The 13471-nt window shown below is 62.9% G+C and carries 12 protein-coding genes; 1 reads left to right on the plus strand and 11 read right to left on the minus strand.

Annotation, left to right across the window (positions count from 1 at the left end):
- Positions 1-350: 350 nt before the first annotated feature.
- The 3 genes from PCPL58_RS03165 to gabT form a co-directional block, all read right to left on the minus strand.
- Positions 351-839, minus strand: coding sequence for an Lrp/AsnC family transcriptional regulator (locus tag PCPL58_RS03165; RefSeq protein ID WP_002555947.1), 489 nt, complete (start codon positions 837-839; stop codon positions 351-353).
- A 47-nt stretch (positions 840-886) separates the two neighbouring features.
- A complete protein-coding gene (locus PCPL58_RS03170) occupies positions 887-1543 on the minus strand; it encodes an HAD family hydrolase (protein ID WP_032631801.1) in 657 nt (218 codons plus the stop codon).
- Positions 1544-1624: 81 nt separating this feature from the next.
- The gene (gene gabT / locus PCPL58_RS03175; protein ID WP_065348803.1) at positions 1625-2929 is read right to left on the minus strand and encodes a 4-aminobutyrate--2-oxoglutarate transaminase; all 1305 of its coding nucleotides are present in this window, start codon (positions 2927-2929) and stop codon (positions 1625-1627) included.
- Between the two features lie 284 nt (positions 2930-3213).
- Between gabT and PCPL58_RS03180 the strand changes: the two genes are divergently transcribed.
- The gene (locus PCPL58_RS03180) at positions 3214-4143 is read left to right on the plus strand and encodes a 2-hydroxyacid dehydrogenase (RefSeq protein ID WP_044310401.1); all 930 of its coding nucleotides are present in this window, start codon (positions 3214-3216) and stop codon (positions 4141-4143) included.
- A gap of 51 nt (positions 4144-4194) precedes the next feature.
- Here the strand turns inward: PCPL58_RS03180 and PCPL58_RS03185 are convergent, their stop codons facing one another.
- The 8 genes from PCPL58_RS03185 to PCPL58_RS03220 form a co-directional block, all read right to left on the minus strand.
- Positions 4195-5652 (minus strand): NAD-dependent succinate-semialdehyde dehydrogenase, encoded by a 1458-nt coding sequence (locus tag PCPL58_RS03185; RefSeq protein WP_065348804.1) that lies wholly within the window; start codon positions 5650-5652, stop codon positions 4195-4197.
- A gap of 114 nt (positions 5653-5766) precedes the next feature.
- A complete protein-coding gene (gene argE, locus PCPL58_RS03190) occupies positions 5767-6924 on the minus strand; it encodes an acetylornithine deacetylase (protein WP_065348805.1) in 1158 nt (385 codons plus the stop codon).
- A complete protein-coding gene (locus PCPL58_RS03195; RefSeq protein ID WP_060708494.1) occupies positions 6921-8090 on the minus strand; it encodes an NAD(P)/FAD-dependent oxidoreductase in 1170 nt (389 codons plus the stop codon). Before PCPL58_RS03195 ends, argE begins: the two co-directional genes overlap by 4 nt.
- Positions 8087-9496, minus strand: a complete 1410-nt coding sequence (locus tag PCPL58_RS03200) for an FAD/NAD(P)-dependent oxidoreductase (protein ID WP_065348806.1) — start codon at positions 9494-9496, stop codon at positions 8087-8089. Before PCPL58_RS03200 ends, PCPL58_RS03195 begins: the two co-directional genes overlap by 4 nt.
- Complete coding sequence (locus PCPL58_RS03205) at positions 9475-9786, minus strand: (2Fe-2S)-binding protein (RefSeq protein ID WP_003367589.1); 312 nt, start codon at positions 9784-9786, stop codon at positions 9475-9477. Before PCPL58_RS03205 ends, PCPL58_RS03200 begins: the two co-directional genes overlap by 22 nt.
- Positions 9783-11624 (minus strand): ABC transporter ATP-binding protein, encoded by a 1842-nt coding sequence (locus PCPL58_RS03210; protein WP_065348807.1) that lies wholly within the window; start codon positions 11622-11624, stop codon positions 9783-9785. Before PCPL58_RS03210 ends, PCPL58_RS03205 begins: the two co-directional genes overlap by 4 nt.
- Before the next feature lies 1 nt (position 11625).
- The gene (locus PCPL58_RS03215; RefSeq protein WP_003435052.1) at positions 11626-12504 is read right to left on the minus strand and encodes an ABC transporter permease; all 879 of its coding nucleotides are present in this window, start codon (positions 12502-12504) and stop codon (positions 11626-11628) included.
- Positions 12501-13457 carry an ABC transporter permease gene (locus PCPL58_RS03220; RefSeq protein ID WP_065348808.1) on the minus strand — a complete coding sequence of 319 codons (957 nt, stop codon included), beginning with the start codon at positions 13455-13457 and terminating at the stop codon, positions 12501-12503. Before PCPL58_RS03220 ends, PCPL58_RS03215 begins: the two co-directional genes overlap by 4 nt.
- Positions 13458-13471 lie beyond the last annotated feature (14 nt).

The following is a 13471-nucleotide window of genomic DNA, read 5'->3' on the forward strand; positions in this document are numbered from 1 at the left end:
CATATTCTTTGCCCGGTATTCACGGCTGCGTATGCGGTGCTGCGCAGATCTGTGACGCGGAGCGTCACGCAAGGCATTCCCACGCTGGAGCGTGAGGAACGATAGGTGTCAGGGAGATCGCGAGGTGTTCGGGCGAACGCTATCGTGGCTCAGCGCGATACACACATCCTGTGGGAGCGAGCTTGCTCGCGAAGAGGCCAGTCAGCCTTGATATCAGGTCGCTTTAACCACCGCCTTCGAAGCAATGCAGATCGCCGTCCCGGTCACTCCCACAATCCACATGGCCCTCGTGCCCATGCTCTGAAGTGGGTATGCCGTTCCGGACGCTCCTCGTCCTCTTGGCTGGAGCTTCAGTGGCGCAACAGTTTGCGCAGCGGTACGCCGTCTTTCATGACCGGGGATTTGATGACGATGTAGCTGAAGTACTTGGAGATGCCGATGTTCTTGTCCAGCAGCTCTTCGATCACTTCCTGGTAATGCTGAATGCTGCGGGTCATGAAGCGCACCAGGTAATCGTAGCCGCCGCTGATCAGGTGGCATTCCAGCACTTCGTCGACGTGACGGATGTTGGCTTCGAATTTGGCGAAGTCTTCGCGCTTGTGATCGCTGAGGGAGATTTCCGTGAACACGGTGACCGATTCGGTGATCTTGGCCAGATTGAGGTGCGCCTTGTAGCTGGAAATATAACCTGCCGACTCCAGACGTTTGACGCGTTGCAGGCAAGGGCTCGCGGAAAGTCCGACGGCATCGGCCAGGCTGACGTTGGTCATGCGCCCGTCTTTCTGGAGTTCTACCAAAATATTGATATCAATCCGATCCAGTTTGACCAAGCCTTCCATTACCTACCTCTTGTATTGCCATTCACGGTGCCTACCTTCTAGCAAAATCAGCGCCGTAAAGACAGCTGATGCTGAGCGACCAGATCGGCCATGCTGTTGATGCACAGGTCGGCGGTGCATGGCTGACGGTGTTGCTCACGGCTGCGGCGGATCAGGCACAGCCCGCCAGTGCTCAGCGCCGAGGCCGGTGGGCGTGACACTATCAAGGTGTCACGCGGCTCCAGATCCATGTCGGCAAGCCACGCCGTGTCGTCCAGCGGGTGGGTGGTCAGTGACAGCAGGCTGTCGGGCTCGAGCCCCAGTCGTTCGCACAGCACACCGCGATCCTGCAGGTCGCGGTCGGCGTACACCAGCAATCGATAGAACTTGCGCAGGTAGAGCATCGCGCCGGGCGCATCCTCGAACAGCGTCCAGTTCGGCACCGAGCGGGCGAAGGTCATGCCCTCTTCCCAACTCGCCTTGATCCCCAGGCGTTCGGCCAGCTGTCGATGCGCAAAGCACAGCAGCCCGCTGAAACCCAGTTCGTCGAAGCGCGGGTACAAGGTGCGGACCACGTCATTGAACTCGGTCAGCACCTGATCTTTCTCCGGCGTATTCAGGCCGTTTTCCAGCAGCGGCTGCAACGCCGCCCAGACACCTGAATCACGGTCCACCAGCACTTCATCACAATCGATCAGCAGTGCGCGGTAATCAATAAGCCCCATGGCAGGCAACGTCTCCATTCAACAATGATCCCCAGCGCGGGTGGTCGCAGCGTCTCGCGACGGCCGCGACCACGCTTGCGCTCAGCTGGACTTCAATACTCGTGCCAAGGCAGCGTCGAGAATGCCCAGTGCTTCATCGATCTGCTGCTCGGTGGTCACCAGTGGGGCCAGGAAACGCAGGACGTTGCGGTACACGCCGCACTTGATCACCAGCAGGCCGCCGATGCGCGCCTGATCGATGACCTTCTGGTTAAGATCGGCGTCCGGACTGCGTGCCGCGTCATTCTTGACCATCTCCATGGCGAGCATGAAACCCGTGCCGCGCACGTCGCCAATACACGCGTAACGTTCTTTGAGCGCAAGCAGACCCGCACGCAGACGTTCGCCCAACTGCTCGCCGCGTGCCAGCAGGTTTTCCTGCTCGTACGTGTCGATCACCGCCAGCGCAGCGGCGCACGACAGCGCATTACCGCCGTAGGTGCCGCCCAGGCCGCCCGGAAGCGGTGCGTCCATGATCTCGGCACGCCCGACCACGCCCGACAGCGGCATGCCGCCCGCGAGGCTCTTGGCCACCGTCACCAGATCAGGCTGGATACCCGAATGCTCGAAACCGAACCATTTGCCGGTCCGCCCGAAACCGGACTGGATTTCATCGACAATCAGCACGATGCCGTGTTGCTCGGTCAGCGCACGCAAGGCCTTCATGAACTCCACTGGCGCAGTCAGGAAGCCGCCATCGCCCTGCATTGGCTCGATCAGAATCGCCGCCACACGCTCCGGTGCAACCTGAGTGGCCAACAGCTCGTGCAACGCCGCCAGCGCGACTTCGCTGGTCACGCCGCGATACTCGTTCGGGTACGGCGTGTGGAACACTTCGGGGGCCATCGGGCCGAAATTCTGTTTGTACGGCTGGCTCATGCCGGTCAGCGTGGTGCCAAGCAGCGTACGGCCATGAAAACCGCCGCGGAACGAGATGATTGCCGGGCGATTGGTGTGGGCGCGGGCGATTTTCACCGCGTTTTCGACCGCTTCGGCGCCGGAGGTGAAAAGCACGGCCTTGTGATCGATGCCGCTCTGACCCGCGATGAGATGGCTCAGGCGTTTGGCCAGGTCCAGATAGGGCTGATAGGACGCCACCTGAAAGCAGGCGTGGGTGACTTTGGTCAGTTGCGCCTGAATCGCCGCGACCACGTTCGGGTGGTTGTGGCCGATGTTCAACACGCCGATACCGCCGACGAAATCCAGATAGCGCTTGCCATCGACGTCCCACAATTCAGAACCCTGTGCCCGGTCGATGACCAGCGGGTGGGCCGTGACAATCCCGCGCGGCACGAACTGATCGCGCTGGCGGAGCAGATGAGGGGTTTCGTCGACTTTTCTGTTCATGGTTATACCTGTCGTGGGCCAGGCAGCCGGCGGGGTGGCTGCGATGCTGTTCAGGTTAAGCGTTCAGCGAAATGATCTACGCCGAACTTGCCCCCTCAGATGTCCATATCGACTGTTTTTCGCCTTGCAAACGGCAGATTCCTTCATGCCCGCAAATCGCCATGCAATCTGCCGGGCAGCGGCGCTTTTCGGACATTGGAGAGGCCAGGAAGCAGGCGTTTCGACAGATCCTGCTTTGCATTTGCGGCATGATGGGGCTCCCCTTTCATGCTCAGGAAATGCCCATGCCCGCCCTGCTCTACAAAGCCGATCCCGCACGTGCCGAACGATGGCGCGTCCTGTTTGCCGAGCACGCGCCGGACATTGAATGGAGGGTATGGCCGGACATCGGCGACCCGGCCGACATCCACTATCTGGGTGCCTGGCTGGCGCCCGATGATCTGCAGGAGCTGTTGCCCAACCTGAAAGTGCTGTTCGCCCTCTCGGCAGGTGTGGACCAGCTGGACCTGAGCCGTATTCCGAAATCGCTGCCGGTGGTGCGTCTGCTGGACCCCGGCATCAGTCACGGGATGTGTGAGTACGCAACCTTTGCCGTGCTGAGCCTGCACCGGGAAATGCTGCGTTATCGGCAGCAGCAGGTTGAAGGCGTCTGGAAAGCCCACCCGCTGATACCGGCAAGGCAACGTCGAGTGGGCGTGATGGGGCTTGGGTTGCAGGCGCAGCATATTCTGTCGAGCCTCAAACCGTTCGGTTTCCAACTGTCGGGCTGGGCGCGTAGCGAGCATCGAATCGACGCTGTCGAGTGCTATGCCGGGGAAGGGCAACTGCAAGCCTTTCTGGGGCAGTGCGACATTTTGCTGTGTGTACTGCCGCTGACCGGGCAGACCGAAGGCATCCTCAATCGTCAGCTTTTCGAACAATTGCCCAAGGGTGCCGCGCTGATCAATATGGGTCGTGGCGGGCATCTGGTGGAAGCGGACTTGCTGGAAGCGCTGGACAGCGGCCAACTCAGCGCTGCGGTACTGGATGTGCTGCAGCAGGAACCGGCGGCAGCCGACCATCCGTTCTGGACCCACCCGAAGATCCTGCTGACCCCACATGTGGCGGCCATGACCCAGCCGGAAAGCGCCTTTCCTGGCCTGCTCGATAACATTCGCCGTTTTGAGCGTGGTGAAGCGATGCAGGGGCAGGTGGATCGCGGCCAGGGTTACTGATGCGTTGGATTATCGTTCCCCACGCTCCGCGTTGGTACGCCGTTCTGAACGCTACAACCCCCCCACATGAAACGCCTTCACTTCCAGGTATTCATCCAGTCCGTAGCTGGAGCCTTCGCGGCCCAGGCCGGATTGTTTGATGCCGCCGAACGGGGCGACTTCCATGGAGATGATGCCGGTGTTGATGCCGACCATGCCGAATTCCAGCGCCTCGCCGAAACGCCATGAGCGACGCAGGTCCTGGGTGAAGTAATACGCACCCAGGCCATAAGGCGTGGCGTTGGCCAGTGCCAGCGCTTCGGCTTCATCTGTGAAGCGCATCAGCGGCGCGACCGGGCCGAAGGTTTCTTCGTTGGCCAGCAGCATGCCCGCGTGGGTATCGCCCAGTACCGTGGGCTGGACGAACTGGCTGGTGCCGTCGGGAGAGCCGCCGTGCAGCAGTTTCGCCCCCTGGCTCAGCGCATCGTCGATATGCCGGGCGACTTTGCTGACCGCTGCCGGGTTGATCAGCGGGCCGATGGTCACGCCCTCTTCCAGGCCGTTGCCGACCTTGAGCTTGGCGACCTCTTCCACCAGCCGTGCAGCGAAACGGTCGTAGATGCCGTTTTGCACCAGAATCCGGTTGGCGCACACGCAGGTCTGCCCGGCGTTGCGGAATTTGCTGAGCATGATGCCCGTCACCGCCTGTTCCAGGTCCGCGTCGTCAAACACGATGAAGGGCGCGTTGCCGCCCAGTTCGAGGCTCAGACGTTTGATGTGTTCAGCGCTCTGGCGCATCAGCAGACGGCCGACCGGCGTCGAACCGGTGAAGGAAATCTTGCGCACCACCGGGTTGCCGGTCAGTTCTTCGCCAATCCCGGCGGGCATGCCAGTGATGACATTGAACACCCCGGCAGGAATGCCCACGCGCTCGGCCAGTACCGCCAGCGCGAGGGCTGACAAGGGCGTGAGGTCCGATGGCTTGACGATGATCGGGCACCCTGCGGCCAAGGCTGGCGCACACTTGCGGGTGATCATGGCGTTGGGGAAATTCCACGGCGTGATCGCGGCGCAGACACCCACCGGCTGCTTGAGGGTCATCAAGCGACGGTCTGCGCTGGGGGCGGGAATGGTTTCACCGTACGAGCGGCGCGCCTCCTCGGCGAACCATTTGACGAAGCTGGCACCGTAGCGGATCTCGCCGCGCGACTCGTTCAGCGGCTTGCCCTGCTCAAGGGTCATGATCAGCGCCAGGTCTTCGACGTTGTCGAGCATTGCCTGATGCCAGCGCTCCAGCAGCGCCGCGCGTTCGGCCGCGGGACGCGCGCGCCAAGCAGGCCAGGCGCGATCGGCCGCTTCGATTGCACGTCGGGTTTCGACGCCCTGCAGGGCCGGTACCTGCGCCAGCATCTCGCCGGTGGCCGGGTCGCTGATGGTCAGGGTTGCACCATCGTCAGCGCTGATCCATTGCCCATCGACGTAGGCGCGGTCTACCAGCAGGCTGGGGTCTTTCAACTGATTCTTGAGCATGATCGAGTCCTGTTCCGGGATGACTGCCAGTCTAGGCAGACGCCACAGTCCAGGATGCTGAAAGCAGGATAACGGCAGCGTCCGATGCTGAAATTTGCCTGCGGACGGCAGCCTCTACTGCTTCAACGACCCCAGCAGGCTCTGCAGAAACCGCTCGCCCGCGTCCATCTGGCTCTCGTCGATAAACTCGTCCGGCTTGTGTGCCTGCTCGATGGAGCCTGGCCCGCAGACCACCACCGGCACATTCAGGCGCCCGGCGAACAGGCCGCCCTCGGTGCCATAAGAGACCTTGATGTGCTGTGTGCCCGGTTCGGCAAACGCATGCAGCATGCGCACCGCCTCAACGCTCGGATGGGTCTCCAGCGCCGGGTATTCGTTCATCACCTCGATCTCGATGTCCGCCACTCCCGACAGCTGTCGCGCTTCACGTACCAGCACTTCGGCACGCTCGCGCAGCTGCTCCAGCAATAGATCGGGGTTGTCGCCCGGCAGGTTGCGGAACTCGAATTCCATGGTGCACAGGTTGGGCACGATGTTCAGCGCCTTGCCGCCATCGATACGGCCGATGTGCAGGGTGCTGTAGGGAATGTCGTAGCCCTCGTCACGCGCGCCCTGCTGTTCGATCTGCTTCTGGCTCTTGCGCAGCTCGGCGATGAAATCGCTGGCCAGATGAATCGCGTTGACCGCTCTTGGGGCCAGCGAGGAATGCGCTTCCTGGCCTCGACAGAAGGTGCGATAGGACGCCTTGCCCTTGTGACCGACAGCGAACTGCATCAGGGTCGGCTCGCCAACCACGCACAGGAACGGGCGTACCGGTGCCAGATGCAGGACGTCGAGCAGACGCCGCACACCGACACAGCCGATCTCTTCGTCGTGGGACAGCGCCAATTGCAGCGGTCGCATCAGGGGCATGTCCGCGGCATTGAGCATCGCGTCGATAGCCAGGGCGATAAAGCCCTTCATGTCGCAGGTGCCACGGCCGTAGATGCGCCCGTCACGCAGGGTGGCCTGAAACGGCGGCATCGTCCACGCCTGACCGGCCGCAGGAACCACGTCGGTGTGGCCGGACAGCAGCACGCCGGGTACATCACGCGGGCCGGTGCTGGCGAACAGGTTGGCCTTCTTGCCGGTCTCGTCCTTGACGATCAGCGACTCGATGCCTTTGCTGGCCAACAGTTCACGGACGTATTCGATCAGCGCCATGTTCGGCTCCGACGACACGGTGTCGAAGGCGATCAGGCGCTTGAGGATTTCCAGTGCGCGTGGGCTCATGAGGCTTTACTCGTCTGTTCAGTGAGGTTGTCCACAAGGCTGACATCAAACCGGCGAATGTCGAACGGGCTGATCGAGGTGCTGGTCGCGCCGGTGCTGATCAGCTCAGCCATCACGTCGCCCACGCCCGGACCGAGCTGGAAGCCGTGGCCGCAGAAGCCGAACGCATAGAACAGGCCGTCGACCTTGCCGCTGCGACCCATCACCGGCAGCGAATCCGGCGTGTAGCCTTCGATGCCGCTCCACACGCGGATGATGTTCAGGTTGCCGACGCCGGGCAACAGGCGACGCATTTGCTGCACCTGATTGATGATGCTGCGCGGCTCGACGTAGGCGCGGCGGTTGATCATGTCCGGCTTGCTGCGAAAACCACCACCGATGACGATGTTGCCGCGTGCGATCTGCCGGAAGTAGATCACTTCGTGAGGGATTTTGGTGAACACACCGATCACTGTCGGCAATGCATACGGCACCGGCTCGGTCACGGCCATCTGCGGACCGTGGGTGTCCAGCGGCACGGACTCACCAAACTGCGTGGAGAGTTTCTGTCCCCAGGCGCCAGCGGTGATCAGCAACTGATCGGCGGTGAATATGCGCCCGTCAGTGGTGGTGACTTCGAATTCGTGACCGACCTTTTCCACATGGGCCACTTCGGTACGCTCTTCGATCCGCGCCCCGGCCCGAATCGCCGCGCGGGCGAAAGCCGGTGCTGCCAGACGCGGGTTGGCGTGGCCATCGTGTGGCGCGTAGGAGCCGCCCTTCACGTCCGGCCCGAGAAACGGAAAGCGCTCGTGCAGTGCTTTCCCGCTATAGATTTTCAGGTCCAGCTCACGGGCTTCCGGGGCCGCTGCGTAGGCTTCCAGTTCGGCGATTTCGTCCTCGCGATAGCAGACGCGCATGTGGCCGCTGGGTAGGAATTCCAGGTCTTCACCGATCAGCTCCGGCAGCCGCTGCCATAACGCTCTGGAACGGTTGGCGAGTTCCAGCTGGCCAAGATGCCGCCCCTGACGGCGCACGTTGCCGAAGTTCACGCCGCTGGCGTACTGGCCGATCACGTCGCGCTCCAGCAGCGTCACCGACTTGCCGCGCTGGCGCAGAAAGAAGGCTGACGCCGAGCCCATGAAGCCACCGCCGACAATCAGCACATCGACTCTCGGCTGCCTCATGACACCACCTCGTCGATCAGCATCGACAACGGTTTGACCGGCGCCTGACCGCGCTGGCGACCGACCTGTTCGACCGGCACACCGGCTTCGGCCGCGATCACCTCGGCCCCGGCCTGCGAGCAGTAGCGGCCCTGGCAGCGGCCCATGCCGACGCGACTGAAAGCCTTGGCGCGATTGACTTCGCAGGCGCCCTTTTCACGTACGACGCCGCGCAACTCACCGGCGCTGATCATCTCGCAGCGGCAGACAATGGCGTCATCGGGCAAGGCAGCGGCCTGGGCCGCAGGCCACGGAAACGCCTCGGCCAGCCCGACCCGAAAGCGATCCATTGCCACCAGGCTCTTGCGTACTTCTTCCTGACGCGAGTTATCCACAGGTCGCCCGAGGTCCTCCAGCAGTGCCATCGCCACCAGTCGACCGGCCTGTTCAGCGGCATCGGCGCCACGAATCTTCGCGCCGTCGCCTGCGGCGTAAAAACCTTTGACCGAAGTACGCCCCTCCTCATCGACTGCCAGCACCCATTGCCCGGACGCTTCGTCGAAGCGTAACTGGCAGCCGGCCAGATCAGCCAGTTGGGTTTCCGGACGCAGGTGGTAACCCAGCGCCAGAGCATCGCAATCGACGTTCAGCGAGGTGCCATTGGCCAGCTGCACGCGCACGCCGACCACGCCGTCCTGTTCGCTGCCGATGATTTCCTCGGGCTGCACGCCCAGATGCACCGGCACCCCGGCGCTGTACAGTTGGCCCAGCAGTTTCATGCCGTTGAACAGCAGACCGGGACGCGCCAGCAATTTGGGCATCGCACCGACGCGTTTGCCGAACGGTGAGGTGTCGAGCACCGCAGCGACATCGGCACCGGCTTTGACGTACTGGCTGGCGACCAGGTACAGCAGCGGGCCGCTGCCCATGAACACCACGCGACTGCCAATCGAGACCGATTGCGACTTGAGCGCAATCTGCGAGCCGCCGAGGCTGTAGGTGCCTGCCAGCTGCCAGCCCTTGATCGGCATCAGGCGGTCGGTGGCCCCGGCACACAGGATCAGTGCGTCGTATTCGACCACGGTGTGCACGCCCTGACTGGCGCAGCACAGTTCGCCGTGGGTCAGGTTCCAGGCCAGCGTGTCAGGGCGGTAGTCGATCTGCATGCGCAGGCGATCGAAGCTTTCATGCAGGTCACGCGCCTTGGCCGCTTCGGTGCCATACAGCGCTGAATAATCGCGCTTGAAGCCCTCTGGCTGACGGCGATAGATCTGCCCGCCGTCACGCCGGTTTTCGTCGATCAAAATCGGTTTGATGCCTGCAGCCAGCAAGGTTTCGGCGCAACGGGTACCTGCCGGGCCGGCGCCGATGATGACGACTCTCGGGCTACCAGGGTTGCGAACGTCTAACCGTGAAGAAGTGGCCATTTCGCCTCCGGTTGGGTGGTGACGATGTCGAGTCCGTCGCGGACCTCGTTGGAGCAGGCGCGCAGCCGCTCGCCGCTGCGGGTCCAGACCCAGCAGTCCTGGCAGGCGCCCATCAGGCAGAAACCTGCACGGCGCCCGGTGTCGAACTCGGACTGGCGTAATGTGGCCTTGCGGGTCAGCAACGCCACCATCAGGGTATCGCCCTGCAATGCCTCGATGGGCGCGCCATCGACCATCAGGCTCACGACCGGGCGTTCGCGTTCGCCCAGTCTCACAAAACGGCCATTCATGCGTAAGCTCCGACGGTTTCAGGGTTCAGGTTTTCTTGCACGGCTTGCAGCTCGTCGCTGTCGCGGTGGCAAAGGATCTCGCTGCCACCTGCGATCAGGCGACGACCCGGCGCGGTCTTGTTGCACAGGCCTTCGATGCGGGCCGGGCAGCGATTGAGGAAGGTGCACAGCTCCGGATTGTTGGCCGGTGCGCTGATGGGCGGCAGCTTGCCGCTGGTCACACCGCAGGTTTCCAGCCAGCCCTGACGCAATTCCGGCACCGAATGCACCAGCAGATCGGTGTAAGGATGGAACGGCACTCGGCTGAAGGCTTCGCGGCTGCCCTCTTCAACCTTGTGGCCGCTGTACATCACCACGATGTCGTCGGACAGCGCGCGAACGGTGGAGATGTCGTGGCTGATGAACAGGTAGGAAACCCCCAGCTTGCGGCGCAGTTCGCCGAGCAGTTCGAGGATGCATGCACCGACCACGGTATCCAGCGCCGAGGTCACTTCATCACAGAGGATCAGGTCCGGCTTGGCCGCCAGGGCGCGGGCCAGGTTGACGCGCTGTTTCTGCCCGCCCGAGAGTTCGTTGGGGCGCCGCTCGGCCAGCTCGCGAGGCAGGCGCACCAGGTCCATCAGCTCATCGATGCGCTCGCGCAGGGCCTTGCCCTTCAGGCCGAAATACATCTTCAGCGGGCGGGCCAGAATCGCGCTGATGCTGTGCATCGGGTTGAGCGCGGTATCGGCGTTCTGAAACACCATCTGAATGCGCCGGAACTGTTCTTCGGTACGACCCGCCAGGGTGCCGGACAAGTCGGCACCGTCGAACGTCAGGCTGCCATGCGCCGGGTCCAGAAGACCGGCGACCACACGGGCCAGCGTCGATTTGCCCGAGCCCGACTCACCGATCACGCCGATGGCCTGACCACGGCGGATGGTCAGGTCGATGTCTTCCAGCACGCGAATCATCGGCATGCCTTGCAGATCTTTTTTGCCATACCCCGCCGTCAGGCCTTTGATGGTCAGCAGCGTGCTGTCCTTGACCACTTCGCTGGCCGGACTCAGTACTTTATCCGGACGCGCCGCCGCCAGCAGGCTGCGGCTGTAGGCATCCGCCGGGCCTTTGAGCAGCTCGGCGGTGCTGCTCTGTTCGATGATCCGCCCGCCATTGAGCACCACGATCTGATCGGCCATCTGCGCCACCACCGCAAGGTCGTGGGAGACATAGACTGCCGTGGCACCCCGGTCGCGGACGACTCGCTTGAATGCGCGCAGCACGTCGATCTGCGTGGTGACGTCCAGTGCGGTGGTCGGCTCGTCGAGGATCACCAGCAACGGATCACTGATCAGCGCCATGGCCGCCATGACGCGCTGCAACTGGCCACCCGAGACCTGATGCGGGTAACGCCGGCCGATGCTTTCCGGATTGGGCAGGGCCAGGTCGCGGAATAGCTCGACAGCCTTGGCTTCCAGTTCCGCGCGGCTGCCCAGGCCATGAATCAGCGCACCTTCGATCACTTGATCGATCAGCTTTTTCGCCGGGTTGAAGGCGGCTGCGGCGCTTTGTGCAATGTAGGAAACGCGGTTGCCACGCAGGCCCTGCAATTGGCTTTCGGGCAGGCTGAGCATGTCGTGCTCGCCCACTTGAACCACCCCGCCAGCCAGCTTGCAACCGCGTCGGGCGTAACCGAGCAGGGCCAGCGCGATGGTGGTCTTGCCGGAGCCCGACTCGCCGATCAGTGCCAGCACTTCACCTTTTTCCAGCGAGAAGCTGACGCCTTTGACGATCTCCAGCTCGCCATGGTCGCCCTCGGCAACCACACGCAGGTCTTGCACACGAATCAACTGGCTCATCTCAATGCCCTCCCGAACGACGGCCGCGCCGCGAGGCCAGCCGGTCGATGAACAGGTTGACGCCGATGGTCAGGGTGCCGATGGCCAGTGCCGGGATCACGATAGCCGGAGCGCCCTGGCTGAGGCCGCCGATGTTCTCGCGTACCAGCGAGCCAAGGTCGGCGTCAGGCGGTTGTACACCGAGCCCCAGAAAGCTCATGCCGCTGAGCAGCAAGACGATGAAGCCGAAGCGCAGGCCCAGGTCGGTCATGACCGGGTTGAGCATGTTCGGCAGGATTTCCCGGCAGGCAATGTAGATACGGCCCTCGCCGCGTGTGCGCGCCACTTGCACGTACTCCAGCGCCTCAATGTTCACCGCCAGGCTGCGGGCGATCCGAAACGCGCCTGGCGTGTAGCTCAGTACCGCCGTGCAGATGAGCAACACTTCGGACGAGCCGAACGCCGAGACCATGATCAGTGCCAGCATTTTGCTGGGGATCGAGATGAACGCGTCCATCAGGCGGCTGATGATTTCGTCCAGCCATTTTGGCGCGACCACCGACAGCAGCGCACACAGGGTGCCGATGCCGCTGGCCAGCACGGCAGAAATCAATGCCAGACCGACGGTGAAGCGCGCACCGACCAGCACGCGGCTGAGCATGTCGCGGCCCAGGTAATCAGTGCCGAACGGGTAGGCTGCGCTCATGTTTTCGAACATGTTGTCGGAGACCACTTCGCCCACCGGATGCGGCGCGAGCCAGGGGCCGAACAGGGCGACCATCAACCAGATGAAGCACACCGTAGCGCCCAGCAGGCCAAGCCATGAGGTCGGACGGGACGCCTTTTTGCGCAGCACCGGTTGCGGCGCCGCAGGCGTCGATTTCGCAATGAATTGAGTCATTGGGTTCTCAGCCTCGGATTGGAAAGAATTGCACATAGGTCGGCCATCAGCACCAACCCAAGGTAAGCGGAGCAGAACAGCATTGTGCAGCCCTGCACCAGGGCCATGTCACGGTTGGTCACGGCATCGACCATCAGGCTGGCGATGCCGGGATAGTTGAAGATGGTCTCGACGATAACCACCCCGCCGAGCAGGTACGACAGGCTCAGTGCCACGGCGTTGACGATCGGCCCGATGGCGTTCGGCAAGGCATGGCGCAAGACGACGCGCACCGGGCTGACGCCCTTGAGGCGCGCCATTTCCACATACGGGCTGTCCAGCTGGTCGATGACCGCAGCGCGGGTCATGCGCGCCATCTGCGCCACGATCACGCAACACAGGGTCATCACCGGCAATGCATACGTGCGCATGAACTGCCACGGCGAGCTGACATCGGCGCCATAGGACAGCGCGGACAGCCAGCCCAGGTTGACGGCGAAAATCAGCACCGCCAGCGTCGCCACCAGAAACTCGGGCACCGCGACCAGTGACAGGGTGATGAAATTCAGCGCGCCATCGAGGCGACCGCCACGGCCCATTGCGGCGCCGATGCCCAGTGCCAGCGCGACCGGCACCGATACCAGCGCGGTGGTGGCCGAGAGCATCAGGGTTTTCGGGAAGCGTCCGGCAATCAGCTCGGAAACCGGCATCGCGTTGGAGACCGATTCGCCGAGGTTGCCGCCGAGCAGGTTGGTCAACCAATGCAGGTAACGCACCACACCTGGCTGATCGAGGCCCAGTTGGGTACGCAATGCCGCGACCTGTTCAGGCGTCGCGAATTGCCCAAGGGCCTGTTGCGCTGCGTCTCCGGGCAACACCGCCGTGATGGCGAAGACCACGATGGAAACGATCAACAACGTCACGATCGCCGCGCCGAAGCGCTGCACGATCAACCAGAGTGTGTTGCTATTCATCTGCATCCTCCTGC

It is taken from the genome of Pseudomonas cerasi (assembly GCF_900074915.1).
GTDB classification, from domain to species: Bacteria; Pseudomonadota; Gammaproteobacteria; order Pseudomonadales; family Pseudomonadaceae; genus Aquipseudomonas; species Aquipseudomonas cerasi.